Source organism: Fictibacillus sp. UD (assembly GCF_043558025.1).
Taxonomy (GTDB): domain Bacteria; phylum Bacillota; class Bacilli; order Bacillales; family Fictibacillaceae; genus Fictibacillus.
Map to the genome: position 1 here is coordinate 184,768 of NZ_JARUHH010000001.1, position 26,334 is coordinate 211,101.

General features: G+C 39.4%; 26 protein-coding genes and 2 other annotated features. Of the genes, 21 read left to right on the forward strand and 5 right to left on the reverse strand.

Translation table 11 applies throughout. From position 1 onward, the window contains the following. Positions 1 to 11 precede the first annotated feature (11 nt). Complete coding sequence (locus P8610_RS00950; RefSeq protein WP_289494886.1) at positions 12 to 482, forward strand: cytochrome c oxidase subunit II; 471 nt, start codon at positions 12 to 14, stop codon at positions 480 to 482. Next, positions 479 to 2,110, forward strand: coding sequence for a b(o/a)3-type cytochrome-c oxidase subunit 1 (locus tag P8610_RS00955; protein WP_394602778.1), 1,632 nt, complete (start codon positions 479 to 481; stop codon positions 2,108 to 2,110). Before P8610_RS00950 ends, P8610_RS00955 begins: the two co-directional genes overlap by 4 nt. A 25-nt stretch (positions 2,111 to 2,135) precedes the next feature. On the opposite strand, the gene P8610_RS00960 is transcribed toward P8610_RS00955, so the two are convergent. Then, complete coding sequence (locus P8610_RS00960) at positions 2,136 to 2,630, reverse strand: hypothetical protein (protein ID WP_394602779.1); 495 nt, start codon at positions 2,628 to 2,630, stop codon at positions 2,136 to 2,138. A 155-nt stretch (positions 2,631 to 2,785) separates the two neighbouring features. On the opposite strand from P8610_RS00960, the gene P8610_RS00965 reads away from it, so the two are divergent. From P8610_RS00965 to P8610_RS01010, 10 genes are all read left to right on the forward strand, one after another. Further along, entirely contained in the window at positions 2,786 to 3,508 is a 723-nt protein-coding gene (locus tag P8610_RS00965) for a Crp/Fnr family transcriptional regulator (RefSeq protein ID WP_394602780.1), read from the forward strand. A gap of 274 nt (positions 3,509 to 3,782) precedes the next feature. Then, positions 3,783 to 3,938 carry a hypothetical protein gene (locus tag P8610_RS00970; protein ID WP_394602781.1) on the forward strand — a complete coding sequence of 52 codons (156 nt, stop codon included), beginning with the start codon at positions 3,783 to 3,785 and terminating at the stop codon, positions 3,936 to 3,938. Positions 3,939 to 3,993: 55 nt separating this feature from the next. Continuing rightward, positions 3,994 to 4,761 carry a basic amino acid ABC transporter substrate-binding protein gene (locus P8610_RS00975; protein WP_394603089.1) on the forward strand — a complete coding sequence of 256 codons (768 nt, stop codon included), beginning with the start codon at positions 3,994 to 3,996 and terminating at the stop codon, positions 4,759 to 4,761. 19 nt (positions 4,762 to 4,780) lie between these two features. After that, the gene (locus tag P8610_RS00980; protein WP_394602782.1) at positions 4,781 to 5,437 is read left to right on the forward strand and encodes an amino acid ABC transporter permease; all 657 of its coding nucleotides are present in this window, start codon (positions 4,781 to 4,783) and stop codon (positions 5,435 to 5,437) included. Positions 5,438 to 5,539: 102 nt separating this feature from the next. Continuing rightward, the gene (gene ytxC, locus P8610_RS00985) at positions 5,540 to 6,409 is read left to right on the forward strand and encodes a sporulation protein YtxC (protein WP_394602783.1); all 870 of its coding nucleotides are present in this window, start codon (positions 5,540 to 5,542) and stop codon (positions 6,407 to 6,409) included. Between the two features lie 64 nt (positions 6,410 to 6,473). Next, positions 6,474 to 6,704, forward strand: a binding site (T-box leader). Positions 6,705 to 7,050: 346 nt separating this feature from the next. Beyond that, the gene (gene thrS, locus P8610_RS00990; protein ID WP_394602784.1) at positions 7,051 to 8,961 is read left to right on the forward strand and encodes a threonine--tRNA ligase; all 1,911 of its coding nucleotides are present in this window, start codon (positions 7,051 to 7,053) and stop codon (positions 8,959 to 8,961) included. Positions 8,962 to 9,427: 466 nt separating this feature from the next. Further along, positions 9,428 to 9,931, forward strand: coding sequence for a translation initiation factor IF-3 (infC, locus tag P8610_RS00995; RefSeq protein WP_289494894.1), 504 nt, complete (start codon positions 9,428 to 9,430; stop codon positions 9,929 to 9,931). A gap of 24 nt (positions 9,932 to 9,955) precedes the next feature. Next, positions 9,956 to 10,159 (forward strand): 50S ribosomal protein L35, encoded by a 204-nt coding sequence (gene rpmI / locus P8610_RS01000; protein ID WP_066243622.1) that lies wholly within the window; start codon positions 9,956 to 9,958, stop codon positions 10,157 to 10,159. A 38-nt stretch (positions 10,160 to 10,197) separates the two neighbouring features. Further along, positions 10,198 to 10,557, forward strand: coding sequence for a 50S ribosomal protein L20 (rplT, locus tag P8610_RS01005; protein ID WP_251311360.1), 360 nt, complete (start codon positions 10,198 to 10,200; stop codon positions 10,555 to 10,557). A gap of 74 nt (positions 10,558 to 10,631) precedes the next feature. Next, positions 10,632 to 10,883 (forward strand): DUF1294 domain-containing protein, encoded by a 252-nt coding sequence (locus tag P8610_RS01010; protein ID WP_289494895.1) that lies wholly within the window; start codon positions 10,632 to 10,634, stop codon positions 10,881 to 10,883. 7 nt (positions 10,884 to 10,890) lie between these two features. Here the strand turns inward: P8610_RS01010 and P8610_RS01015 are convergent, their stop codons facing one another. After that, positions 10,891 to 11,916, reverse strand: a complete 1,026-nt coding sequence (locus P8610_RS01015; protein ID WP_289494896.1) for a cytochrome d ubiquinol oxidase subunit II — start codon at positions 11,914 to 11,916, stop codon at positions 10,891 to 10,893. Between the two features lie 16 nt (positions 11,917 to 11,932). Next, positions 11,933 to 13,273, reverse strand: a complete 1,341-nt coding sequence (locus P8610_RS01020; protein WP_394602785.1) for a cytochrome ubiquinol oxidase subunit I — start codon at positions 13,271 to 13,273, stop codon at positions 11,933 to 11,935. Positions 13,274 to 13,417: 144 nt separating this feature from the next. Here P8610_RS01020 and P8610_RS01025 point away from each other — a divergent pair, with 144 nt between their 5' ends. Together P8610_RS01025 and P8610_RS01030 are read left to right on the forward strand one after the other, a co-directional pair. Beyond that, the gene (locus P8610_RS01025) at positions 13,418 to 14,020 is read left to right on the forward strand and encodes a TVP38/TMEM64 family protein (protein ID WP_289494898.1); all 603 of its coding nucleotides are present in this window, start codon (positions 13,418 to 13,420) and stop codon (positions 14,018 to 14,020) included. A 97-nt stretch (positions 14,021 to 14,117) separates the two neighbouring features. Further along, positions 14,118 to 14,612 (forward strand): dUTP diphosphatase, encoded by a 495-nt coding sequence (locus P8610_RS01030; RefSeq protein WP_394602786.1) that lies wholly within the window; start codon positions 14,118 to 14,120, stop codon positions 14,610 to 14,612. 245 nt (positions 14,613 to 14,857) lie between these two features. On the opposite strand, the gene sspI is transcribed toward P8610_RS01030, so the two are convergent. Beyond that, positions 14,858 to 15,064: a small acid-soluble spore protein SspI gene (gene sspI, locus P8610_RS01035; protein WP_066243600.1), complete on the reverse strand. Its 207-nt coding sequence runs from the start codon at positions 15,062 to 15,064 to the stop codon at positions 14,858 to 14,860. Positions 15,065 to 15,172: 108 nt separating this feature from the next. Here sspI and P8610_RS01040 point away from each other — a divergent pair, with 108 nt between their 5' ends. The 3 genes from P8610_RS01040 (at position 15,173) to pheT (ending at position 19,747) form a co-directional block, all read left to right on the forward strand. Then, on the forward strand, positions 15,173 to 15,940 hold the full coding sequence (locus P8610_RS01040; protein WP_394602787.1) for a TrmH family RNA methyltransferase: 768 nt from the start codon (positions 15,173 to 15,175) through the stop codon (positions 15,938 to 15,940). 66 nt (positions 15,941 to 16,006) lie between these two features. Next, positions 16,007 to 16,229, forward strand: a binding site (T-box leader). Positions 16,230 to 16,270: 41 nt separating this feature from the next. Continuing rightward, positions 16,271 to 17,305 carry a phenylalanine--tRNA ligase subunit alpha gene (gene pheS / locus P8610_RS01045; protein WP_289494901.1) on the forward strand — a complete coding sequence of 345 codons (1,035 nt, stop codon included), beginning with the start codon at positions 16,271 to 16,273 and terminating at the stop codon, positions 17,303 to 17,305. Positions 17,306 to 17,323: 18 nt separating this feature from the next. Continuing rightward, positions 17,324 to 19,747, forward strand: a complete 2,424-nt coding sequence (gene pheT / locus P8610_RS01050) for a phenylalanine--tRNA ligase subunit beta (RefSeq protein WP_394602788.1) — start codon at positions 17,324 to 17,326, stop codon at positions 19,745 to 19,747. 292 nt (positions 19,748 to 20,039) lie between these two features. Here pheT and rnhC read toward each other — a convergent pair whose 3' ends face one another. Further along, positions 20,040 to 20,984 (reverse strand): ribonuclease HIII, encoded by a 945-nt coding sequence (gene rnhC / locus P8610_RS01055; RefSeq protein ID WP_394602789.1) that lies wholly within the window; start codon positions 20,982 to 20,984, stop codon positions 20,040 to 20,042. A 156-nt stretch (positions 20,985 to 21,140) separates the two neighbouring features. Here rnhC and zapA point away from each other — a divergent pair, with 156 nt between their 5' ends. The 4 genes from zapA (at position 21,141) to P8610_RS01075 (ending at position 26,329) form a co-directional block, all read left to right on the forward strand. Beyond that, positions 21,141 to 21,404 carry a cell division protein ZapA gene (gene zapA / locus P8610_RS01060; protein ID WP_289494904.1) on the forward strand — a complete coding sequence of 88 codons (264 nt, stop codon included), beginning with the start codon at positions 21,141 to 21,143 and terminating at the stop codon, positions 21,402 to 21,404. Position 21,405: 1 nt separating this feature from the next. Continuing rightward, positions 21,406 to 21,942 (forward strand): CvpA family protein, encoded by a 537-nt coding sequence (locus P8610_RS01065; RefSeq protein ID WP_394602790.1) that lies wholly within the window; start codon positions 21,406 to 21,408, stop codon positions 21,940 to 21,942. A 283-nt stretch (positions 21,943 to 22,225) separates the two neighbouring features. Continuing rightward, complete coding sequence (gene polX, locus P8610_RS01070) at positions 22,226 to 23,941, forward strand: DNA polymerase/3'-5' exonuclease PolX (protein ID WP_394602791.1); 1,716 nt, start codon at positions 22,226 to 22,228, stop codon at positions 23,939 to 23,941. A 30-nt stretch (positions 23,942 to 23,971) separates the two neighbouring features. Next, on the forward strand, positions 23,972 to 26,329 hold the full coding sequence (locus P8610_RS01075; protein ID WP_394602792.1) for an endonuclease MutS2: 2,358 nt from the start codon (positions 23,972 to 23,974) through the stop codon (positions 26,327 to 26,329). The last annotated feature ends 5 nt before the right edge of the window (positions 26,330 to 26,334 follow it).

Genomic DNA, 26,334 nt, shown 5'->3' on the forward strand with positions numbered 1-26,334 from the left:
GAGGTTGAAACATGCATATTCATAGATATGAAAAGATTTGGCTCTGGTCTGGCGCAGTGTGTTTAACGCTTTTTCTATTAATTGTAGGTGTATCAGCATTTGCTATGGGGAATCAGCCACCTAGTCATATGGAAACAATCGATCCAGAAAAAGCTGTAACTACTCCTCCTTTTGATAATCCAGGTTTTACAAAGGTTGGAGAAAAGGAATATGAAGCGGTTATGCTTGCACAAGCTTTTACGTACACTCCTTCTAAAATGTCTGTACCTAAAGGCTCTACCGTACATTTTAAAGTAACAAGCACTGATGTGGTTCACGGTTTTGAAATTCCATCAACGAATGTAAACATGATGATTACTCCAGGGTATGTAAGTGAAATCTCTTATACGTTTACAAAACCCGGTAAGTATCTCATTTTATGCAATGAATATTGCGGAGCTGGTCACCAAGTCATGGCAGTAACCTTGGAGGTGACAGCATGATTGATAAAAGAGACGCTCACTTAAGTTTAGCTTTTTTGACGGTTAGTTTCATTGCTCTTTTTATTGGGGCAATAGCAGGGTTATTGCAGACGTTTGTAAGAAGTGGTGCAATTGAACTTCCGCTTTCTATCGGCTATTATCAGCTGTTAACGGCTCATGGGGTATTGTTGGCACTTATTTTTACGACTTTTTTCATTTTAGGATTTTTATATGCTGGAATTAGTAAAACGATGGGAACTCTTTACGACGTACCAAGGCGAACAGGCTGGCTTGGGTTCGTGATGATGACTTTTGGTACTGGGTTAGCAACGGTATTTATTCTTTTAAACAAAGCAACGGTTCTTTACACCTTCTATGCTCCACTCCAAGCATCCCCTTGGTTTTACATTGCTCTCGTTCACGTTGTTGTGGGAAGCTGGTTATGTGCTTTTTCGATGTGGAACCAACATTACATTTGGAAAAGCAGAACAAAAAATAAACTTTCTCCTCTTTTTAGCTACATGGCAGCTATGACTATGGCATTATGGTTTGTTGCAACCCTTGGGTTAGCGGCAACGGTTCTTCTTCAATTTATTCCATGGTCGATCGGCTGGGTTGATAAGATTGATATCTTAATTAGCAGAACTCTCTTTTGGTATTTCGGACATCCGCTCGTATACTTCTGGCTGCTGCCAGCTTATATGTGCTGGTATGTAGTGATTCCAAAGATTATAGGTGGGAAAATATTTAGTGATGCTTTAGCTAGGCTTTCGTTCGTATTGTTTTTATTATTTAGTATTCCAGTAGGGTTTCACCATCAGTTGCTGGAACCTGGAATCTCGCATACGTGGAAGTTTTTCCAAGTGGTTTTAACGTTTATGGTTATTGTTCCCTCTTTGATGACTGCCTTTTCTATGTTTGCTGTATTTGAAACAGCAGGCAGAAAAAAGGGAGCAAGGGGTTTGTTTGGCTGGATTAAAGTTTTGCCCTGGAAGGATGTGCGATTTTTCGCTCCTATGATGGGTATGCTGATTTTTATCCCGGCAGGGGCTGGAGGAATCATCAATGCTAGCCATCAGTTAAACCAAGTTATTCATAACACGCTGTGGGTCACAGGTCATTTTCATTTAACAGTAGCATCAACCGTTGCACTCACTTTTTTTGGCATCTGTTACTGGCTCATTCCTTACCTTACAGGACGGACGTTAACGCCTAGAATGAATAAGCTGGGAATCATCCAAACTATCATGTGGACCGCAGGAATGGCGATTATGTCGGGTGCGATGCATATAGTTGGTCTGTTCGGTGCACCACGAAGAACTTCGTATACGACTTATGCAGATCATTCGCAGGCAGTTGATTGGATTCCTTATCAGGTCGCCATGGCAGTAGGTGGAACAATCCTCTTTTTAGCTATCATACTATTGATGTATATTGCTTGGTTTCTCGCCTTTAAAGCTCCTAAAGGTGTTATGGACTTTCCGGTAGGAGAGGTAGAAGAAAATGCAGTATCCACTCCTGTCATTCTTGAAAACTGGAAGCTTTGGGTGGGCATTTGCGCTGCATTGATCCTTATCGCGTACACCGTTCCTTTTTGGCACATGATTGAGCATGCACCCCCAGGTTCACCAGGTTATAAGTTTTGGTAAGAAAAAAGCTTGTAGACACAGTCGTCTACAAGCTTTTCTTTTTTTGTTCATGAAAAAATACATAATTAATTTGGCGCAAAAATTTTGCTGTATCTTTATTGTTCTCGCTTAATTGTTTTTGAAGGACACTCAATACACTTTTATCAAACAAACTATTAGTAAAGCAGGTCTTCGATTCCTCTTGATAGAGAATACCTTGAGTTTGAAAGTATTCCTTCGTTTTTTTCATTTCTTTAAAAGTATGAATACCAGAAAAGCCTTTGGATTCATGAAGCAGCCAAACTTCGTCTGAAACAGCTAAGGATAATGAAGTATGAAGAGACGATAATGGATCTGCACCTTTGTAGAAAGGAACAAGAATACGTGCTTGATTCTTAACAAACGGCAAATATAGTGAGGGTTGATTGCTGATCAAAATTTTTTCTTGAAAATAAGGTTCAAGTTCTTGCAATATGTGTGGTACAGTATTGGTTTTGTGACTAGCTGGTTGTATTTCCGTTAAAATAACTGCTGCTGTCATTTAAATAACCTCCTTCTAACAAAAGGATAATTCAAATACATTTAAGGGGATGTATCAAAAATCACACATTGTTCACAGTTGGTGTGATAAAAATCACACCCGTTATTTCGTTTGTGGATTATAATGGAAACAAGTAAAGCGGGGAGGTTTTATTTATGGGTGCCTGCACGCAACAGTCAAATTTTTGTTCATATCAAAATACCGATGTATTTTCAAAGAAAACATTTCAATATTTAGAGAATCTTATGTATTTGAAAAAGGTGGAAAAAGATCATTATTTATTTGTTGATAACGATCCTGCCGATCGTCTGTATTACTTGAAACAAGGACAGATTAAAATTACTAAAATGAACGAAGATGGAAAAGAACTCGTCTTATATATTTTTCAAGAAGGCGATCTTATTGGCGAATTAGGCATTTCAACAGACTCACGATACAGCTACAGTGCAAAAGCAACGAGAACGTGTGAAGTAGGAATCATACAGCAAAAAGATCTTGAAACGATTATTTGGCAGCATGGTGAAGTAGCAGTTGAATTCATGAGATGGATGAGTAATATGCATGCAATTACTCGATCCAAGTTTAGAGATTTAATGCTTTATGGAAAAAAAGGAGCGCTATGCTCGACATTAATCAGGCTTGCAAATTCTTATGGAATAATGACACCGGAAGGAATTGTGCTATCCCAGCACTTCACAAATACTGATCTTGCAGAACTTATAGGTACATCACGAGAAACGGTAAACAGAATGTTAAGCCAGTTAAAAAAAGAGGGTGCCGTTGTTTATTCAGAAGGAACGATTAAAATTACCTCTTTGGAGTATTTGAAAACAGCATGCAGCTGTGAAGATTGTCCAATCGAGATTTGCAGAATATAAATGTTTAAATAAGAGACTCCTAGATGGGGTCTTTTTGTTTAATACAATTTTCTAAAGGATTGTTGTTTTGCTTTGTTGTTCCAAATACACCTTTGACAAGCTAAGTGGAGTGAAGGTGCGTGTCTAACACTTAATCAGCTTTTCGCATAGCATGGAAAGAGGAAGCTCGCGTCGTTAGCATATACTTTTAGACGCAGAGCAAAGATCAATTTTATTTTCTTCTCTGAAAGTTGATTGTAGTGCAAGGTGGGAGACTCCTGCGGGAGGCGGGCAGGTGAGACACTTAAAAGTGAAACGTACAAATGTGGCTCACCGCCTGCCCCGCGGAAAGCGAGCACCTGGAACGGAAATCAACCACTTTCAAAAGCATCAAAGTTTACGAAAACAGCGATTTCTAAAAATAATTATCTTAATTTTCCTTATATTTTAAATTTTGTGTATAATATAAGAATATTTAGAATAAAGGGGGAAACAAAATAATGAACATGAAACGAAAATTTAAAATGGGACTTATCGGTTTATCTGCTGCTTTCCTTGTAGCCTGTTCGTCTTCAGAAGATAAGTTAACGATTGGAACAGATGCGGCATATGCCCCTTTTGAATCCTTGGATGGGGAAAAGATTGTCGGATTTGATGTGGATTTACTTGATGCTGTGATGAAAGAAGCAGGATTAGAATACGAAATGAAGAACACAGGGTGGGAGCCACTCTTTATTGCCTTAAAAAATGAGGAAGTATCTGCAGGGATCTCAGCTATTACGATTAATGATAAAAGAAAAAAAACGTACGATTTTTCTTCACCGTACTTTGAATCCGTAAATATGATCCTAGCAAAAGAAGGAACATCTATTAAGAGTGCAAAAGACCTTGAAGGAAAGAAAGTAAGTGTTCAAAACGGGACAACCGGTCAAGAAGCTCTAGAAAAAATGTTCGGGAAAAATGAAAATATCAAAAAGTTTGATAACAATACACTGGCTATACAAGCATTATTGAACGGGGAAGTAGAAGCGGTTGTTGCGGATAATGCAGTTGTTCAGGAGTATGAAAAGAATAACCCTGATAAAAAACTAGTGACGATCAGTGATAAAGATAGTTTTGAAAGTGAATTCTACGGTATCATTTTCCCTAAAGACGGGGAGCATCAAGATGAGATCAACAAGGCTTTGAAAAAAGTAATTGATGATGGCAAGTATGCTGAAATTTATAAAAAATGGTTTGGTGAAGAGCCGAATGTAGATGTGCTGAAACAATAAACTATCTTTGGAGGTCTACATGGAATTCTCTTTACAAATAATTGGTGAGTATATGCCTCTGTTCTTAAAAGGAACATGGGTTACAATCCAGCTTTCATTGCTAGCCATTCTTTTTGGCACCCTATTAGGATTGTTTATTGGACTCGGGAAAATGATGAAACAGTCATACATAAGTCTTCCTTGTGTCTGGTATATCAGTTTTTTTCGAGGAACTCCATTATTAGTTCAGATTCTTTTGATTCATTCAGCACTAATGCCGATTTTTATGAAGCCGCCTAATGTATTTGTATCCAGTGTTCTAGCACTCTCACTGAATGCGGCAGCATATATTGCGGAGATCTTCAGAGCTGGTATTCAATCGATCGACAAAGGGCAGATGGAAGCTGCGCGATCTCTAGGAATGAATCATGTACAAGCTATGAAACATGTAATCCTTCCGCAAGCTTCAAGAAGAATGATTCCTCCGCTTGGGAATGAATTTATTGTTCTGATTAAGGATTCATCACTCGTTTCCATCATTGCTACACCTGAATTGATGTATTATGCGAGGGCCATGATGGGGGAATACTACCGGCCCTGGGAGCCCTATATGACCGCAGCCTTGATGTATCTGCTCTTAACTCTTGGGATGGCATATATCTTATCAAAAATTGAACGTAAATTTGTTTATGATTAAACAACCCGATCTACTGGGTTGTTTTTTCGTTTGTAAGTAACATGTTTTAGGACCTCGTCCCATATAGTGTATTATTGAGGATTTTATATGGGGGGGACTTATTTGGTCGCGATTGCTTTTTCACACCCATCAGATGGAATAGCTGTCTTGAAAAACATGATCAGGATGGCTGCAAAACATAAAATAAACCCTTCCTTTGCCAAATTATCTGAAACTTCTTCAAAAATTCTTGAACTGCACATACATGAGAAAAAATCGTTCATATTGGATGTGTTAACAGAATTTACACGGAATAAGGTAGAAGATATTTGTTTAAAGGAATTGATTGAACATGCCTTTTTTTACACAGATACCGCTGAACAAAAAGAAATTTTCGCCATCACAAAAAGTATTCTTTTAGGAGAAATCGAAGGAATTCCTGAGGTGAAGCATCTGCCAAACTTGAATGATCTGATTCGCAGACAGTGGGATTCTATACTTGAAGCAAAAACAGAATTTTTAGAGTTTGAATCATTTATAAAATTTAGATTGAAAGAGTACTTAGCTACCCTGCTTAAGGTTGTTGAATGTGCGATCGATGAATATAAATTAGAACTTGAATACCAGATGTTTGTCGAACAGCTGCGGACTTGCTTAACCAAACAAAGATCTTTCTCGAAATCTGATATCATCATTATTTTTGAGAAAGAGCATGTGTTTCTTTTTGATGAACAGCAAAAACAGTTGTCACACACAGAATTAATGATGTTGCATGAAAAAGCTTTGAGGTTAACAAATGTTACAAATCTGGATGAAAGGCTTCTAGGTCCGTTAATCGGATTATCACCCTCTTCAGCTAGAATATATGCTTATGACATCGATCACCCATTGCTTCAAACCGTAAAAAATATATTTCAAGAAAAGGTGACAATTAGTCCGATTGAGAGGATGACATATAAGGAACAACGGTACTATCGCAAAAAAAAGTCATAAACATACAGAGCCCCCTTGCTTTTTGAAAAGTGACTGCATATAATAAATGTATAATTTTATCACTCAATCTGTATTGAAAAGGACACGAAGCAAATTTTTACGGTTTAAAGAGAGGGAAGTCTAGGCTGAAAACTTCCTATCACGGAAAATTGCTTTACCACCTTGGAACTTCAACGGTGAAATGTTTTCAGAGTATTCGTTGACGGCCGCAGTCCGTTACACTGTCCGAGTGCCGCAGCATATTTATTTGTTGTGGAACAAGGGTGGAACCACGAGATAATCACTCGTCCCTTCTTTTAGGGACGGGTGTTTTTTGTTTTTTTGAAGGTTTGTTGCTTCTGAGTTTTTTGATTTTACTTTACCTTCATCGAAATGTTGATTGGAGTGTAAGGTGCGTGCCTACCACCTGAGAAACTTCTTGCAAGGCATGCGACGAGGAAACTCACTTCGGTAGCATGTACTTGTAGACGCAGGAGCAAGATACTTCCTTGAAGTGGGACAGGTGAGACTCCTAATGGCGCATAGCGTCAAGGAGGCTCACCGCCAACCCCCGGAAAGCGAGTATCCTGAGATCAACCTCTTTCAAGGACAACAAATATTGCGAAAAAGAAATTGTTTTAAATAAAAAGGAGATGTTTAATATGTCGTCAATTTCAATCAAATTCCCAGACGGATCAGTCAAGGAATTTCCAAAAGGCGTTACTTCTGAACAAGTGGCAGAAAGTATCAGCCCAAGTTTAAAGAAAAAAGCAGTTGCAGGAAAAGTAAACGGACAATTATATGATTTTTCTCGTCCGATTGAAGAAGATGCTTCCATTGAAATCGTGATGCAGGATTCTAAAGAAGGTCTTGAAATGACAAGACACTCGAATGCCCACTTGCTTGCTCAAGCTCTAAAACGCCTTTACCCAGACGTGAAGCTAGGAATCGGACCTGTAATCGATAACGGCTTCTACTACGATGTAGATATGTCTCACAATTTAACACCAGAAGATCTTCCAGCGATTGAAAAAGAAATGAAGAAGATCGTTAACGAAAATCTGTCTATCGTGCGTAAAGAAGTAAGCCGCGAAGAAGCTCTTGAAATTTATGAAAAATTGAACGATCACTTAAAGCTTGAATTGATTCGTGACCTTCCAGAAGGTGAAAAGATCACAATCTATGAGCAAGGTGAGTTCTTTGACCTTTGCCGCGGGCCGCACGTTCCTTCGACTGGAAAGATCAAAGCGTATAAATTAATGAGTATCTCTGGAGCTTACTGGCGTGGTGACAGTGACAACCAAATGCTTCAGCGTATTTATGGCTCTGCATTCTTAAGCCAAAAAGATCTTGATGAGTATCTCCACTTTATTGAAGAAGCTCAAAAACGTGATCACCGTAAATTAGGAAAAGAATTAGAACTGTTCATGTTTTCTGAAGAAGCTCCAGGTATGCCGTTCTATCTTCCAAACGGCCAGACTATCCGTACTGAGCTTGAGAATTTCTCTCGCGAACTTCAGCGTCAAGTGGATTATGATGAAGTGCGTACGCCATTTATGATGAATCAGCGTTTATGGGAGCAATCTGGCCACTGGGATCACTACCACGAAAACATGTATTTCTCCGAAGTGGATGATACTAAATTTGCGATGAAACCGATGAACTGCCCAGGTCACATGCTTATCTTTAAAAACAAGCTTCATTCATACAGAGATCTTCCTGTACGTATGGCCGAGTTCGGTCAAGTTCACCGTCATGAATATAGCGGTGCACTAAACGGTATGATTCGTGTTCGTACTTTCTGTCAAGATGATGCACATATCTTTGTTACACCGGGGCAGATTGAAAGTGAGATCAAAAACGTATTCAAACTGGTAGATAAAATTTACAGCACTTTTGGTTTTGAGTATTCAGTTGAACTATCCACTCGTCCAGAGGATTCTATGGGCGATGACCGTTTATGGGAACAAGCTGAGGGCGCGTTGAAAAACGTTCTAGAAGATCTTGGAATGAACTATCACCTTAATGAAGGAGATGGAGCGTTCTACGGTCCAAAGATTGACTTCCATATTAAAGATGCTTTGAAGAGAAGTCATCAGTGTGCAACAATTCAGCTGGACTTCCAGATGCCAGAAAAGTTCGACCTAACTTATGTAGATGAAAACAACCAAAAGGTACGTCCAGTTGTTATTCACCGTGCGATCTACGGATCAATTGACCGTTTTTTAGGAATTCTAGTTGAACACTTTGCTGGAGCATTCCCTACATGGTTAGCACCAGTTCAAGTGAAACTAATCCCTGTATCCGATGTTCATAACGAGTATGCTCATAAGCTACAAGAAGATTTGAAAAAGCACGCTATTCGTGTAGAGATCGATACTAGAAATGAAAAGATGGGCTACAAGATCCGTGAAGCTCAAATGAAGAAGATTCCTTACATGCTTGTTTTAGGTGATAAAGAGATCGAAGACAATGCGGTAAACGTTCGTAAATATGGTGAGCAAAAATCAGAAACTGTTTCATATGAAGATTTCAGAGACAAGATTCTAGCTCAAATTAACGAGAAGAGATAGATAAAAGAGCGAAGCAGCCAATTTCAAAGTTGGCTGCTTTTATTTGATAGGAAAGTTGAATTGGACAGTTTATCTATTTTAGACACACAACAAATGGGTTTACTATCATTAAAGTGGTTCGCTCAAAAAAACTCTTGCATTCTTTCTGTAAACGAAGTAAAATTAATTTCGTTGCTTGTTGTTATATTCGTTGTTTGACACAATTGACTCCAATATGTTATAGTATGTAAGGTTAATAAAATAAGCAAAAGCATCAAACAAGCAGAAGCACCCGCTTCTCACCTGATTCGACGTCTTTAGACTGTTGATGGGTAGATGGATATTCAGGCATGTCAAAGTGTACATAGCCGGTTTACTATGTGTGGGTGATCGTTGCGCCGACGCTTTTTTTATTTGCAGAAATAACAAGTCGAGTGTATTTGCACTCACTGAAAAATTTTGGAGGTGACTTACTATTAGTAAGGACATGTCTGTCAATGAAGGTATTCGTGCCCGTGAGGTTCGATTAATCGGTCCTGATGGAAGCCAGCTTGGCATTAAAACAAGACAGGAAGCTTTAGACCTTGCAACAAACGCAAATCTTGACCTTGTTCTCGTTGCTGCAACTGCTAAACCGCCAGTGTGTCGTATCATGGACTACGGTAAGTTTAAATACGAGCAACAGCGTAAAGATCGTGAAGCACGAAAAAATCAAAAAGTCATTACGACTAAAGAGATTCGTTTAAGTCCAACAATTGAGGAAAACGACTTTAATACAAAGCTTAGAAATGCCCGTAAGTTCCTTGAAAAAGGCGACAAAGTAAAAGCAAGTATTCGTTTCCGTGGACGTGCAATTACTCATTCTCAAATCGGAAAAACGGTATTGGAAAAGTTAGCGAAAGAATGTGAAGATCTTTCTACGGTTGAAACAAAACCGAAAATGGAAGGTCGTAGCATGTTCCTTATCCTTGCACCTAAAGCCGAAAAATAATTTTTACCAGGGAGGATAACCATTATGCCTAAAATGAAAACTCATAAAGGTGCTGCAAAGCGCTTTAGAAAAACTGGATCAGGTAAATTGAAGCGTGCTCGCGCTTATACTAGTCACTTGTTTGCTAACAAGTCTACAAAAGCAAAGCGTAAGCTTCGTAAAGCAAAACTTGTTCACAGCGGTGATTACAAGCGTATCCGCACATTGTTAACTTACAAAAAACGTTAATCGTTCGTCATTCGATTTAAAATTAGGAGGTTTTTAATATGCCAAGAGTAAAAGGTGGCTATGTAACACGTCGTCGTCGTAAAAAAGTTCTTAAGTTAGCTAAAGGCTATTTCGGTTCTAAACATAAATTATTTAAAGTAGCACAACAACAAGTATTCAAATCACTTATGTACGCTTACCGTGACCGTCGTCAGAAGAAGCGTGATTTCCGTAAGCTTTGGATCACTCGTATTAACGCTGCTGCACGTACAAACGGTCTTTCTTACAGCCGTTTAATGCACGGTCTTAAACTTGCGGGTATCGACATCAACCGTAAGATGCTTTCTGAGATCGCAATCACAGACGAAAAAGCTTTCGCTGAATTGGCTTCAAAAGCTAAAGAAAGCCTAAAAGCTTAATTCGAAAAAAAGAAAAGATCATTTCCTCATTTGATGGAGATGATCTTTTTTCATTCTGAAGGGAAAACAACAAGGTGTTAATCATATATTTAATCATTTTAAACGCTGCCGCCTATTATGTTATGAAAAAAGACAAAGCGAACGCAAAAGAAGGAAAATGGCGCACGCCTGAAGCGAGGCTTTGGCTGATCGCTTTTATAGGTGGAGCACCTGGAATGTGGCTCGCTATGAAAAAGTTCCGTCATAAGACGAAACATCCATCTTTTCGAAATGGTTTACCTGTCTTAAGCATTGTAATAACTGTTTTGGCCGGCTGGTTTATATAAAAAAACACTAATCCTGTTGAAGGTATCGTTTGTCTTTTAAGAAGAGCCTCCAGAATATATAAAAACCAGGAGCGAGTATGGCAAGACCTACGATATACATAATCATCAAGGAATAAAAGGTTTCTTTAGCGGTAAAAGCCTCATAAATCGTTAAATCAGGGAAAACGATATACGGCAGGTGAGCTAAACCATAGCCGATACTAGCTAGACCATATTGAAATACAGTTGCCAATAATGTAAAACGCGGCCGTCCAATTCCTGGGCGGTTTTGTTTTGGCCACCAAAGGGCTGCATATGCCATTAGAAACGCAAGTAAAGATAGAATAAACCATATCTTTTGATCCATTAAATTGTCTATAAGCCAACGAGATTCAGGTGCCATAAACAATAATGTAAAAAGAGCTGAAAGCAAAGTAAGGGGTCCTAACATGATGGCATTGCTGCGATACAGCTTGTAAGCATCTTCTTTATTTGAAACCCGTGCGTAATCTGCTAAAAATAACGATGACAAATAAAGTTCAGAAGTTAAGCCGAACAGTACATAAAGATATAGTGTAGGACTTGTAAACAATTTTCCTAACAAAAGGCTTTGGGTGTCTCCATCAACAGCTATAAATCCACCTTGAGAAATAGGCAAAACAGCTATGAGTAGGGAAGGAATTAATAATCCTGATATTCCTGATATGATAAACATCGTCCTTCTATATCCTTGTACAGAATAGGAGAACACCATAAAAGCACTTCGAATGGCCAGCAAAAAGAGAATCAATGAAACAGGTACTAGCATGACAGTTCCAAGTGTGTAGGCTCCTTTTGGAAAGAAGCCGACAAACGCTACCACTAGAAGAACGAGAAACGTATTCGTAATTTCCCATGTGGGTGATAAGAAACGATTGGCGATCCTACCTGCCATCGTCCTATGATTGTTGTAGATCATCGCCCAAAATCCTGCTCCAAAATCGATGGATCCAAATATGCTATAAATAAATATAAAGGTCCACATCATCAGGATCGCTAAAACTTCTTCGCTCATCCTTTACTCCTCCTTTCTAACTCTGAAGTTTTTCCATATCTTTTGAAACTGGGTTTCGTTTGAAATAAGCAGTTAAAATAAGAACCGTTAAAACGCTTAGCAAGGCATATAGGCCTAAGAATAATAAGAAAAGCATACCGAGATCTTCATTCTTTGTTGCAGCTTCTGCTGTTGTCTGAACTCTGTAGATGGTCCATGGCTGTCTCCCGCTGCAGCTGAATACCCAACCGAATTCAATGCCTAGCATGGATAGAGGTCCAGACAATACGAGCGACCAAAGCAGCCACTTTGGAAATGGCTTTCCTCGCTTTTTAACAAAAAACCACCAATAAAATAACACGAATGCGGCCAGTCCCAATAAAAGAGTGCCGATCCCAACCATTAAATTAAAGAGAGTGTGGACATAGAAAGGTGGCCACGTTTCACGAGGAAATTCGTATAGTCCCTTAACTTCCGTATCAAACTTTCCGGCAGCCAGCCAGCTGAGAGCCCATGGAATTTCTATGCCGTATTTAACTTCTTCTGTCTTTGGATCTGTATAACCACCTATTGCAAGCGGTGCATATCTTTGTGTTTCAAACAACCCTTCAGCAGCAGCTAGTTTTTCAGGCGAATGCTGATGAAGAATCTGTGCTGAATGATGCCCGGAAGTAGCAGAGACAAAACTCATAACAAGAGCGACAGCTAAAGACATGAATAAACCTTTTAAGTGATATGCACGTTCACGTTCAGGACGTTTTTTTAATAGTTTAAATGCCGCGACTGCTGCAACGGCAAAGGCACCTGTCATATAGGCGGTGACCGCAACGTGGAAGGAGGAAGACAAAAAGCTGGGGTTAAAAAAGGCGTCCCAAGGATTTACATCATAGATCGTGCCATCAGGTTTGATTTTAAATCCTGCAGGTGTATTCATCCATGTATTAACTGCAGAAATTAAAATCGCAGATGCCACGGCGCCTAGTGCAACAAAGAATACCGAGATTAAGCGAAAGTACCTTGGTAATCTGTCCGCTGCATATACATAAATAGACATAAATAAGGCTTCCAAGAAAAAAGCAAAAATCTCAATCTGAAAGGGAAGTGAGATTACTTTCCCGACGATCTCCATAAAACCTGGCCATAGAAGCGATAGCTGTACACCTACAATCGTTCCTGATGGAATGGCAACACCTAAAAGAACAGCGAAGGCTTTCGTCCAACGTTTTGCCATAATAGCGTAGTCGTTGTCACCTTTAACTTGATGAATGATTTCTGCGATGACGATCATTAAAGGGATTCCAACGCCAAGCGTAGCAAAAATAATATGAAAACCCAGTGATGTTCCAAAAAAGGCTCTCGCTAGTACAACTGTATCCATGCCCGATTCCTCCTAAAAACTAAGAACTTTGTAAGTAAACAATCTATCTTTAAGGTGTCAATATATAGAATGGATTATGCACACGACATTTTGTCATATAGAGCTCGTCTTCTGTCATATGCTGACTTAAAGGGGGGTGAGTGCGTGCTAGACAATACAAGTGTGTATATCGAGGTGCTCAAGTTTAGTGGAATCTTTGCCCCTTTGCTGTTCATTCTTCTTCAGGCTTTCAGACAATTCTTTTTCCTGCCTGTAGGTCTTATCTGTCTGACAGGTGGAATTTTGTTCGGAGCCGTTGCGGGCACATTTTATTCTGTTATCGGTATCACCTTGTCGAGTGTTCTTTTTTACTGGGGTATGAAAAGCATGCCAAAGCTTATGAAAAAAGTAAAAAAACTGCAGAAAAAGTGGATCGGAAAAAGAATGCCATTCTCGGTTGGTCAGATTGCTATTTTAAAAATGGTCCCATTCATGCATTTCCATCTTTTAAGTCTTTGTCTGATTGAGATTTCATCAAATTTTAGAGAGTACACGAAGGCTAGTATTATTTCAAACATACCAATAGCCATTTTCTATTCCTCTTTTGGATCCGTACTGCTTTCACTGTCATTATTTACATCTCTTGCCGTTATAATTGGGTTATCCGTTCTGTTTTATCTATTAAGAAGAAAAGAATGGGTCATAAAATGGAGTGAATTTTTTGAAGAAGACAACGTAAAACGTGAAAAACAGCGCATGCCTGCATAGGGTATGCTTTTTTTTGTTGAAATTAGAATAAATTCATCCTCGAATGTAGATCAAGATAACGTTATAATAGCTTAGGAATGAAAGGCAGGGGATGAACGTGGAGATTGAACGACTTTTTTCCATGCAAGATGAATTAAATTCACGAATCGTAAAAGAACATAACCTTGAGAATGCATCATTATCTGAACAAAGAAGATTGGCATTTCTTGTTGAACTTGGGGAGCTGGCAAACGAAACAAGATGCTTTAAATATTGGAGTAAACGTCCAGCATCTGAGAAAGAAGTAATTTTAGAGGAATATGTAGACGGACTGCATTTTGTATTATCCATCGGGCTAGACCTTGGTTTTACAAAGATCGAACTGCCAAATGAGGTTGAAATTCGAGGGGAAATGGACAAGATAGAGTTAAACAGTCTCTTTCTTTCACTTTATCAATGGGGCTCTAAATCTTTATCACACCAAGATTTTCATGCGTTTTTTGATGAATTCTTAGGTTTAGGCGTAAAACTTGGCTTTTCATTTGAAGAGATTGAAACGGCTTATTTTGATAAAAATGCTGTAAATCATGAACGTCAGGATACAGGTTATTAAACAAGTCTAAAAAATTGTTGCTTTTGAAAGTAGTTGATCTCCGTTTCAGGTTGCTCGCTTTCCGCGGGGCAGGCGGTGAGCCACATTCGTACGTTTCACGTATAAGTGTCTCACCTGCCCGCCTGTCCCGCAGGAGTCTCGCACCTTACACTACAACCAACTATTTAAAGAAGAGAAAAAAGATGATGAAAAAGCAACATCCTTTAGAAAACAGTTTAAAAATAAAAACCCGGAGATCCCGGGTTTTACTTTAAGCCATCAGATAGAGTTGTTAAAATTTCTTCCTTCTTTTGCTGATCTGAATTTTTCCAGATCACTTCAAAAAGCACGCCAAGACCAGGAAGCATTTTTTCTTCTCCACTTTCGATTGCATCAACAATCGTATCTTGTAATTGCTCTTTATTGTTTCCTGTAACGTTATGCAATACAGCTTTTCTTAAATCAAGATTCATGGGATAAGCACCTCTATTAATTTTTTTCTTTTTTTATTGTGTACGTTATGAGTAAGTTTTATGAGGAAAAATATTAAATATTTATGATTTAAAGGAGTACACCTTATAATGAAGCACATCGAATCAGAATCCAACGCTTCTTTAAAGCAATGGAAGAAGCTGCATACAAAAAAAGAGCGAGAAAGATCAGGCACATATTTGATTGAAGGCCCTCATCTTATTGAGGAGGCAATAAAATCTGGTGCAAAGCTGCAGCATGTCATTATTGAAGAAAATTTTGAAATAAAGGAATCATGGCTAAAAGAAAAGTTTACGCTATGGTCGGTTCCGGCTAAATTGATGAAACAGCTTTCTGAAACAGAAAAGCCGCAAGGGATTGTGGCTGTATGTGAAATGATGGATCAGTCAGCAGAGCTTATAAAAGAAAATGGCCGTTACTTATTGATAGACGGAGTACAAGATCCAGGTAATCTTGGAACAATCATTCGTACAGCGGATAGTGCTGGACTTGATGGAGTCTTCTTAGGTGAGGGTACCGCAGACCTTTATAATGGTAAAACAGTTAGGTCTACTCAAGGTTCTCTTTTTCATCTGCCGATTGTAAAAGCTGATCTTTTAGAGATTATCGAGCAATGTAAGGAGCGGAATATCACTGTACTTTCAACTTCTCTGCAAGAAGCTGTCGACATGAGGAAAGCTCCAGAAGTTGAAGGTTTCGCCTTAATTGTTGGGAATGAAGGAGCCGGCGTGCAGGAAGTATTGCAGCAAGAATCGACGATGAATGTAAAGATACCTATTTTCGGAAGTGCTGAGTCACTAAACGTGTCCGTTGCTACAGGCATCCTTTTGTATGAATTACAGCGAAATCGAACGTAATTTGTTCCAAAGCGTTGCAATTGATGATTTTATTCATATATAATGAAAAAGATGAATGAAATAGAGTAAAAAACAAAGATGGAGAAAAGTAAATAATGATTCCGCCAAAAAGGGAGGAAATGTCCTGGACTGCGAGCATTTCTTTGGTAGGTATTATTGAATTCACTCCTGAGTTGTCACCTGAAGGATCTAAGTAGGGCTGACCGGTGAAGAGCCGTTATTGAAATGAAGTGAACAGTGTATTTTTCATTGTTAAATTGGGTGGTACCGCGAACTCCTCGTCCCTTATTGGATGAGGAGTTTTTTATTTTTTTAAGGAGGGGTTGCACGGTGAAAGACCGTTTAGAAGCTCTAAAAGTAGAAGCGATCGGCCAAATCAAAGAAAGCCAAGATTTAAAAGATCTTCAAGCTGTGAAAGTTGCTTATCTAGGTAAGAAGGGACCCATCACTGAAGTTTTAAAAGGAATGGGTAAATTATCCGCAGAAGAACGACCTGTAATCGGAGCATATGCAAACGAAGTGCGTGACAGCATTCAGCAGGAGCTTGATAAAAAACAGACTGAGCTGGAAAATGCAGCAATTTCAGAAAAACTGGCAAAAGAAACGCTCGATGTTTCATTACCAGGCAGACCTGTAAAGAAAGGTAATGCTCATCCGTTAACAGCGGTTGTAACAGAGATTGAAGATCTGTTTCTTAGCATGGGCTTTACCATTGCGGAAGGTCCAGAAGTAGAAACGGACTATTACAATTTCGAAGCGCTGAACTTGCCAAAAGGTCATCCGGCACGCGACATGCAGGATTCGTTCTTTATCACTGAAGACATTTTGCTTCGTACTCAAACGTCTCCAGTACAGGCTCGTACGATGGAAAAGCATGAGGGTCAAGGACCTGTGAAAATTATCTCTCCAGGGAAGGTTTACCGCAGAGATAACGACGATGCAACACATTCTCATCAGTTCATGCAGATTGAAGGGCTTGTGGTTGATCAGAACGTTCGTTTAAGTGACTTAAAAGGAGTCCTTGAAACGTTTGCTAAGAAAATGTTTGGCGAAGATCGTAAAATCCGCCTGCGTCCAAGTTTTTTCCCTTTTACAGAACCGTCTGTTGAGATGGATATTTCATGTTTTAAGTGCAGTGGAAAAGGGTGTTCGATCTGTAAACAAACGGGATGGATTGAAATCTTAGGAGCGGGAATGGTTCATCCGAATGTTCTTGAGATGGCTGGGTTTGATTCAAAGAAATACACAGGTTTTGCATTTGGTATGGGGCCAGAGCGTATCGCGATGCTCAAATATGGAATTGATGATATCCGTCATTTCTATGCGAACGATATCCGGTTTTTAAAACAATTCAAAAATGCATAACTTGAGGAGGGGAATTACATGCTAATCTCTTATAACTGGCTAAAAGAATATGTAAACATCGAAATCACTCCGTCTGAATTAGCAGACAGAATTACAAAAAGCGGTATTGAAGTTGAAATGGTCGAATCGTTAAATAAAGGAATCAGCGGAGTTGTTGTAGGATATGTTCAAGAATGTATCCAGCATCCTAACGCTGACAAACTTAGAGTTTGTAAAGTAGATGTCGGCCAAGGAGAAGTTTCTCAGATCGTTTGCGGTGCACCTAACGTGGCACAAGGTCAAAAGGTTGCCGTAGCGGTGCCTGGAGCAATTCTTCCAGGGAACTTTAAAATTAAAAAAGCAAAACTTCGCGGAGAAGAATCACACGGTATGATTTGTTCTCTTCAAGAGTTAGGCGTAGACACAAAACTTGTACCAAAAGAATATTCAACAGGTATTTTTGTGATGCCTTCTGATGCAGAGCCAGGAAGCGATGCTTTAGAATACTTAAACCTGCATGATCACGTACTTGAATTAGGCCTAACGCCAAACCGTGCTGATTGCTTAAATGTGATCGGTGTTGCATATGAAGTGGCAGCCATTCTTGAGCAGGAAGTGAAGCTTCCAAATCTAGCGATTGCAGCTACAGAAGAAAAAGCAGAAGACTTTATTTCTGTTCATATCGATTCACTGGAAGATAATCCGTATTATGGAGCGATGATTATCCGTGATGTTAAGATTGGTCCTTCACCGCTTTGGATGCAGAATCGTTTAATGGCTTCTGGAATTCGTCCGATCAATAACATTGTTGATATTACAAATTATGTATTGCTGGAATATGGTCAGCCGCTTCACGCATTTGACTATAATCGTTTAGGTTCTAAAAAAATCGTTGTTCGCCGTGCAAATGAAGGCGAGCGCATTCTTACACTTGATGATCAAGATCGTACGCTCAAAGACACACACTTAGTGATTACAAACGGCAAAGATCCAATTGCTGTTGCTGGTGTGATGGGCGGAGCAACGAGTGAAGTGCAAAATGATACGACAAATGTTCTTTTAGAGGCAGCTTACTTTGCTTCACAGCGAGTAAGAGCAGCTTCTAAAGATCTAGGTTTACGCAGTGAAGCGAGTTCTAGATATGAAAAAGGCATTGATCGCAACCGTGTATACGCAGCAGCTATGAGAGCAGCTGGATTAATGGCTGAACTTGCTGGCGGTAAAGTGGCTGAGGGAATTGTTGAAGCAGGAAAGCGTGAAGTAAACACATATAGCGTGAAGATGGACGTATCTAGAATGAATGGTCTTCTCGGAACAGAAATTTCGTCTGAACAAACAGCAGCAATCTTTGACAGACTTGGGTTTTCATATAAAGAGGCAGATGGCCAGTTTGAAGTGGTTGTTCCTTCAAGAAGACCAGACATTACGATTGAAGCGGATCTGATCGAAGAAGTAGGCCGTATTTACGGATATGACCGCATTCCAACGACATACCTTTTATCAGAAGCACGTCCTGGCGGATTAACAAAGAACCAGGCACAACGCCGTGACATTCGAACGTATCTTGAAGGTGCTGGACTTTATCAAGCAGTAACATATGCATTAACGACTCCAGCTAAATCCACACATTTTTCATTTAGCAGTGAAAAAGTATATCCGATTTCTGTTGCTCATCCTATGAGTGAAGAGCGAAGTACGCTAAGAATGAGCTTGCTGCCTCAGCTTCTTGAAGTGCTTCAATATAACAGAAACCGTTCAATGGAAGATCTCGCTATTTATGAGATGGGCTCTGTGTTCATCAATCGTCAAGAAAAGTTGGCAGAACTTCCAGAGGAGTATGCATTTGTTTCTGGCGCAGTAACAGGTGTATTTAATGAACATCTGTGGCAAGGTGAAAGAAAGACAGTCGACTTTTATGTTCTAAAAGGAATTTTAGAAGGATTAATGAACGAACTGAACCTTTCCGAACGCATCACATATGAAGCAGGCGAAATTGAAAATATGCATCCAGGAAGAACAGCCATCGTGAAACTTGATGGTATTTCCGTTGGATTTGTTGGTCAGCTTCACCCTGCAATCCAAAAAGAATTAGATTTAAAAGATACGTATGTGTTCGAGTTGAACGCAACAAATCTTTTGGAGAAGGAAACAGATCAGATGGTATATCAGACATTGCCTCGTTATCCTTCTATCACACGTGATATTGCATTAGTTGTTGATCAAGAACTTCCAGCAGGTGATCTGACAACCGTAATACAAGCCGCGGGTGGAGAATTATTAAAAGAAGTAAATCTTTTTGATCTGTATGAAGGAGAAAAGATGGAGAAAGGTAAGAAATCACTTGCTTTCTCTTTAAAATACTTTGATCCAGAACGTACGCTTACAGATGAAGAAGTAGTAACGGCACATGATCGTGTATTGAAGAGCTTAGAAGAACGCTTTGGCGCTCAATTAAGAAAATAAACAGTAAAACCGGCTTATCAAATGATGAGCCGGTTTTTTTTAGTAAAATCTTACAGCAAAACTTCTAGAATTTCGCGTTAACACCTAAGATTTCTGTAATTAATAGCTGGCATACTCACAAGTGCGTGAAAATCGCAGGGATGCGGGGGCAATTGGTTGGTTAGTGCGCGCAAACGAGGCCAAGCTGCGCGTAAACTTCATTCGACTGCGCGTAAAGTAAGGCTAGTTGTGCGAATTTGTAAAAAATAATAGAAAACTACCGTAACCATGCATTGCTTATACGAGATTGCGTTCAACTTCTTTTTTTACTCAATAAATTTAAAGCTTTTTGGGTATTTGCAAAGTGTTTCTTTGTTGCTGTATCAAAAACAGACTGTCCGAACTTCTCAACAAGTTCTGCCGCTTTAACATCGACATGAGGACCTGCTCCTTTTGGGATTATAGTATTGAAGCGAGCCCCTAGTTTATCCATCTCTTTTAAGAAGCTGTATCTTGCCAAAATAGAAGCGGCCGCCACCGCAAGATGAATGGATTCACCTTTTGTCGCAAAATAGAGACCTTCTTTTAAAAGGTTTTTCTCTTTCGTTAAATAGTTAAAGTAAACACCAGGTTCGCAAAATTGATCTACTAATATGCCTTCAATCGCTTCTCCTTCAATTTTAGCTTTTACATTTTGAAGAGCGCGATTATGAAGAATCGCCTTAATCTTTCCTTGAGTCATTCCTTTTTGCTGCAGTTCATTGTACTTTTCATTGTTTAAAACAAGCAGGGAATAAGGGACGGTGTGGATCAGCTCTTTTGCGATTTGAATGATCTGTTTATCGTTTAAGTGCTTCGAATCTTTAACCCCAAGTTCCCTTACCAGATCTAGCTGATCTCTTGATACATACGCTGCAGCAACTGTCATCGGACCAAAATAATCACCTGTGCCAACTTCATCGCTTCCGATCATAGATAACTCGGCGGCATTTTGCGGCGGTGCATAGCGATGTGCTGGTTTGGCTGGTTTGCTTTTTTCTTTAGAGGGTGCGACTTGACCTGAAAATTTTTGAGACGCTTCCTCGGCCCCTTTTCCTTGAAACAGGACTTTCCCTGAATGATAGGCCGTTACTGTGCAATCTGTAAGTTTAGCCGAAAAAACGGCTCCAGGAGGTGTTTTAGGTGAGAGGACTTGTGAAAGTTCTTTTTTCATTGCTAGAATTTCCGAGTTCGTCATTTTTTTTACTACATGAGCCATGCGTATTTTCCTCCTATGAATGAAGAGATTTCCAAATATATCAAAAAAAAGTTACGATAGAACAGAAATATTTTCAACTATGTACGATATTTGATAAGATAAAGATTAGAGTATTCATTAAATGAATGATCCTTTTTATGATAAGGAGGTTATTTTGTGGCGGAAGACAAAAATAAAAACCGTACTACGGTCGAGATTTATGGCCAACGTTATGTAATTGCAGGGACCGAAACTTCCAGCCACATTCATTTAGTAGCTGATAAAGTAGATTTGAAAATGAGAGAAATTCAATCTCATAATCGGTTTCTCGATACGAAACAACTTGCTGTACTAACAGCAGTAAATACAATGAGTGAATATTTAAAGATTAAAGAAGAGCTGAAAAAATTGCAACAGCGAATTGGAAAAGAGGAAAGATAGCATGTTAGATTTAATTTTATTTGTCATATTAATTGGCGGTTTTTTGATTGGATTAAAACGCGGTTTCATTATGCAACTGGTACACTTGATCGGGTTTATCGCCGCTTACATTGTTGCTTATCTGTATTATGACGATTTAGCTCCAAAGCTGGAGTTATGGATTCCATACCCTTCTTCAAATGATAGTTCAGTATTATTTCTGCTGAACAGTATATCACTAGAACAGGCATACTATAATGCCATTGCTTTTGCTGTTCTGTTCTTTGCGACAAAGATTATTTTGCAAATTCTTGGTTCAATGCTCGATTTTCTTGCCAACCTGCCAATCCTGCATACATTTAATAGATGGCTTGGCGGCTTATTAGGCTTTGTAGAAGTATATCTGATTGTGTTTATTTTGTTGTATATCGCAACATTAGTACCGATTGAAGCCTTTCAAGCTCATTATGAAAATTCATGGATCGCACAGGGAATGGTCAAAAACACCCCCGTATTTTCTGAGTCAGTAAAGGAAATGTGGATGAAACATATGGCATAACTTCTCCCGAAGCGGAGAAGTTTTTTTCTGTTTGTAAAAAAATTTGAAAGTGGTTGATTTCCGCTCCAGGCTGCTCGCTTTCCGCGGGGCAGGCGGTGAGCCACATTTGGACGTTTCACTCCTAAGTGTCTAACCTGCCCACCTGTCCCGCAGGTGTCAGCAACCTTACGCTACAATCAACTCGTCAATGAAGCGGAAGTATAAAGAACCATATGATAACTACACAAATTTAAACAGCTTTTGTCTTTCTAGCCTTATAATTAACAAAAGAGGAGAGCTCATTATGGTTAATAAAAAAGAGGTAGTACGTACACTTGAACAGATTGCTTTGTACCTTGAAATCTTAGGTGAAAATTCATTTAAAGTTTCTGCTTATCGTAAAGCGGCGAATGCTCTTGAGAGTGATGAGCGGACGATGGATGAGATCGGCGATGTGTCAAAGCTGAAAGGAATCGGTAAAGGAACAGCAACTGTTATCGTTGAAATGATGGAAAAAGGCGAGTCGGACCTTTTAGTAGAACTTCAGGAAAAAGTACCATCTGAATTGATTACTTTGCTGCAAGTTCCTAATCTTGGCGGAAAAAAGATTGCGAAACTTTATTCAGAGTTAGGTATAACGAATATTGAATCTCTTAAAGAAGCATGTGAAAATGGTAAAGTAAGAGAACTGGCAGGCTTTGGTGCAAAAACAGAAGAAAAAATATTATCTTCTCTAAAAGATCTTGGTAAACGCCCAGAAAGATTGCCGATAGCCTATATGCTCCCGATTGCTGAAAAGATCGAGTTGCAGCTGAAAAGAATGACAAACATTGAGAAGTTTTCTAGAGCGGGCAGCCTTAGACGTTACCGCGAAACGATAAAGGATTTGGACTTTATTATCTCTAGTAAAAATCCTGAGAAAGTGAAGGAACAGCTTCTGAATTTAGAGGGTGTCATAGATGTAATTGCAAGCGGCGGTACAAAAGTTTCTGTGGTGCTAGATGAAAACTTGTCCGTCTCAGTTGATTTCCGAATCGTTGAACCACAGCAATTTGCTACAACCCTGCATCATTTTACAGGTTCGATGGAGCATAATGTGAAAATGAGGCAGCTTGCTAAGGCTCGAGGGGAAAAAATTAGTGAGTATGGTGTTGAGAATATTGAAACAGGTGAGGTTAAAACGTTTGAGACTGAAGAAGAATTTTATTCGCATTTTGATTTAAACTGGATACCGCCTGAAGCTAGAGAAACCGGAGATGAAATTGAGCTTTTTAAAGAGACTCATGAGCTTATTCAATTGTCGGATATAAAAGGCGATCTTCATCTTCACTCAACCTGGAGTGATGGAGCTTTCTCAATTGAGGAAATGGCTGAAGAAGCAAGAAATAGAGGCTATGAGTTTATGGCGATCACTGATCATTCTCAATATTTGCGTGTAGCGAATGGTCTTACACCTGAAAGAGTTCGTATGCAGCGTCAAGAAATTAATAAATTGAATAAAAAATACTCAGATTTTAAAATTTTCGCGGGGATTGAAATGGATATACTACCCGATGGCACATTGGATTATGATGATGAATTACTAGAGGAAATGGATTTTGTTATAGCAAGTATTCATTCCGCCTTTTCACAAGACAAAAGCAAAATCATGAAACGCTTAAAAACAGCTCTAGAGCATAAGAAAGTAGACCTTATCGCTCATCCAACAGGACGCTTGATCGGCCGCAGAGAAGGGTATGACGTGGACATAGAGATGCTGCTGAAGCTCGCCTCTGAGACGGATACAGCGATTGAGTTAAATGCAAACCCTAATCGGTTGGACCTTGCACCTGAATGGCTGCAAAAAGCACAAGAGCTCGATGTGAAAATTGCGATAAACACAGATGCACATTATAAAGATACAATGAAACATATGGAGATTGGAGCAGCGGTTGCACGAAAAGGTTTGATTAAAAAAAGCAGTGTAATAAACACGATGACTTTAAAAGAACTAGAAACCTATCTTAACCGTAAAAAATAGCTCTAGATCCTCGAATCAGGAGGAAACAATATGCAAGAAAAAATGCTGCGTGTTTTAGAATTGAGTAAAGTGATTGATCGGCTAAAAAAGCATGCAAGCTGCTCACTTGGACTTAATAAAATTGATTCGCTCATGCCTTTTACGACACTTGAAGAAGTGAACGAAGCACAAGAAGCGACAGATGAAGGGGTAAAAGTCCTGCGTTTAAAAGGACAAGTTCCGTTTGGCGGGATCTTTGATATTTCTTCAAACGTGAAGCGTTCTAAAATAGGAAGCCTGCTTAACGAAGAAGACCTGATGGATATTGCTTCCACTCTTTATGGGGGAAGACGGTTCAAAAGATTTATTGAGGGATTAACTGAGGATGGGATCGAACTTCGTATTTTAAGTTATGCGGCAGATCAAATCGTCCCTCTTCACGAACTTGAACAATCCATTAAAAATTGTATTGATGACAATGGTCACATGATGGATAGTGCCAGTCCGGAACTGCGCGCGATCCGTCAGCAGCTTCGTACGTTTGAAGCGAGAGTAAGAGAAAAGCTTGAATCGATCGTAAGGTCTTCGAGCTATCAAAAAATGTTATCAGACTCTATCATCACCATTCGTAATGATCGATTTGTTATTCCGGTTAAACAGGAGTACAGAGGCAATTTTGGCGGAATGGTCCATGATCAATCGGCAAGTGGAGCAACTTTGTTCATCGAACCTCAATCCGTTGTAACGGTTAACAATCAGGTGAAGGAAGCAAAAGCAAAAGAAGCACGAGAGATCGAAAAGATTTTAAGAGAGCTCACTTCACAGGTAGCTGAGAGTGCTGACGATATCTTAGTAAACGTAGACATTCTAGCTGAAATGGATTTCATTTTAGCGAAAGCTAGATTTTCTCATGAGTTAAAGTGTACGCGTCCAATTATGAATGATAAAGGATTTATTTCATTGAACAGCGGAAGACACCCTCTTCTCGATCAGGAAACTGTTGTCCCAACAAGCGTTATGTTAGGCGGTGAATATCAATCACTAGTGATTACAGGTCCTAACACCGGGGGTAAAACAGTTACACTTAAAACAATAGGACTCCTTACGCTAATGGCACAATGCGGACTTCAAATTCCTGCTCAGGAAGAATCGGAAATGGCTGTGTTTAAGAGTATTTACGCTGATATTGGTGATGAGCAATCGATTGAACAATCATTGAGTACGTTTTCTTCACATATGGTGAATATTGTGGATATCTTAAACAAGATTGATTTCGAATCACTTGTACTCTTTGATGAATTAGGTGCAGGAACAGATCCACAGGAAGGGGCAGCACTCGCTATCTCAATCCTGGATTTTGTTTTCGCAAGAGGAGCAAGGGTTGTAGCAACGACACACTATAGTGAACTAAAAGCATACGCTTATAACCGTCCCGGAGTAATGAATGCATCCGTTGAATTTGATGTGCAGACACTAAGGCCGACATATCGGTTATTAGTTGGAGTTCCAGGCCGAAGCAACGCGTTTGAAATTTCGAAAAGACTAGGACTCCGCCAGGATATTATTGATTCAGCGAGATCACAGATCAGTGAAGATGAAAACAAGATTGATAATATGATTAAGTCTCTTGAGGATAACCGCAAACAAGCAGAAAAAGAGATGGAAGAAGCTGAACGCAGAAGAAAAGAAGCAGAGGATATAAAAGCTGACTTGGCAAGAGAGCTCGAGCTTTTCCAAAATGAAAAAGAACGACTGTATGAAAAAGCGAAAACAGAAGCAGAGAAAGCTGTTGAAAAAGCGCGTGAAACGGCTGAAGAAATCATTCATGAGATCCGCGAGCTTCAAAAAGCTGGCGGACAGATTAAAGAACATAAGCTAATTGAAGCGAAAAAGAGATTGGAAGAAGCCGTTCCTCAATCAAAAACCAAAAGCAAGAAGCCCAAAGCCGTATCAACCAAGAAAGAATATGTTCCTGGAGATGAAGTAAGAGTACTCAGCGTTGGGCAAAAAGGACATATTGTTGAAAAGGTGAGCAGCACCGAATACCAAGTTCAGATCGGAATCTTAAAAATGAATGTTTCAGAGAAAGATTTGGAATGGGTAAAACAAAGTAAACCGAAACCTGAACCGCGTTCATTCGTAAAAGTAACAGGAAACTCAGACTCTTCACGACCTGAACTGGATCTTCGCGGGAAACGATACGAAGATGCGATGCTCGAAGTGGACCGCTATTTGGATGAAGCTCTATTGGCAGGCTTTAACCAAGTGTATATCATACATGGTAAAGGTACTGGTGCATTAAGAAAGGGCGTTCAAGATCTTTTGAAAACTCATCGAAATGTGAAGTCCACTCGGATGGGTGCCGCCGGTGAAGGCGGGGGCGGAGTAACCGTAGCTGTGTTAAAGTAAGAGGA

Excerpts from the sequence above, each read along its gene's own strand:
- P8610_RS00965 (WP_394602780.1), top strand. The coding sequence starts at position 2,786 with ATGGGTGCCTGCACGCAACAGTCAAATTTTTGTTCATATCAAAATACC.
- sspI (WP_066243600.1), bottom strand. The coding sequence starts at position 15,064 with ATGAATCTTGATTTAAGAAAAGCTGTATTGCATAACGTTACAGGAAAC.
- rplT (WP_251311360.1), top strand. The coding sequence starts at position 10,198 with ATGCCAAGAGTAAAAGGTGGCTATGTAACACGTCGTCGTCGTAAAAAA.
- P8610_RS01020 (WP_394602785.1), bottom strand. The coding sequence starts at position 13,273 with ATGGATACAGTTGTACTAGCGAGAGCCTTTTTTGGAACATCACTGGGT.
- P8610_RS01015 (WP_289494896.1), bottom strand. The coding sequence starts at position 11,916 with ATGAGCGAAGAAGTTTTAGCGATCCTGATGATGTGGACCTTTATATTT.
- P8610_RS00955 (WP_394602778.1), top strand. The coding sequence starts at position 479 with ATGATTGATAAAAGAGACGCTCACTTAAGTTTAGCTTTTTTGACGGTT.
- rpmI (WP_066243622.1), top strand. The coding sequence starts at position 9,956 with ATGCCTAAAATGAAAACTCATAAAGGTGCTGCAAAGCGCTTTAGAAAA.
- P8610_RS00980 (WP_394602782.1), top strand. The coding sequence starts at position 4,781 with ATGGAATTCTCTTTACAAATAATTGGTGAGTATATGCCTCTGTTCTTA.
- P8610_RS00975 (WP_394603089.1), top strand. The coding sequence starts at position 3,994 with ATGAAACGAAAATTTAAAATGGGACTTATCGGTTTATCTGCTGCTTTC.
- P8610_RS01040 (WP_394602787.1), top strand. The coding sequence starts at position 15,173 with ATGAAGCACATCGAATCAGAATCCAACGCTTCTTTAAAGCAATGGAAG.
- P8610_RS01075 (WP_394602792.1), top strand. The coding sequence starts at position 23,972 with ATGCAAGAAAAAATGCTGCGTGTTTTAGAATTGAGTAAAGTGATTGAT.
- infC (WP_289494894.1), top strand. The coding sequence starts at position 9,428 with ATGTCTGTCAATGAAGGTATTCGTGCCCGTGAGGTTCGATTAATCGGT.
- thrS (WP_394602784.1), top strand. The coding sequence starts at position 7,051 with ATGTCGTCAATTTCAATCAAATTCCCAGACGGATCAGTCAAGGAATTT.
- P8610_RS01065 (WP_394602790.1), top strand. The coding sequence starts at position 21,406 with ATGTTAGATTTAATTTTATTTGTCATATTAATTGGCGGTTTTTTGATT.
- pheT (WP_394602788.1), top strand. The coding sequence starts at position 17,324 with ATGCTAATCTCTTATAACTGGCTAAAAGAATATGTAAACATCGAAATC.
- P8610_RS00960 (WP_394602779.1), bottom strand. The coding sequence starts at position 2,630 with ATGACAGCAGCAGTTATTTTAACGGAAATACAACCAGCTAGTCACAAA.
- P8610_RS00950 (WP_289494886.1), top strand. The coding sequence starts at position 12 with ATGCATATTCATAGATATGAAAAGATTTGGCTCTGGTCTGGCGCAGTG.
- rnhC (WP_394602789.1), bottom strand. The coding sequence starts at position 20,984 with ATGGCTCATGTAGTAAAAAAAATGACGAACTCGGAAATTCTAGCAATG.
- polX (WP_394602791.1), top strand. The coding sequence starts at position 22,226 with ATGGTTAATAAAAAAGAGGTAGTACGTACACTTGAACAGATTGCTTTG.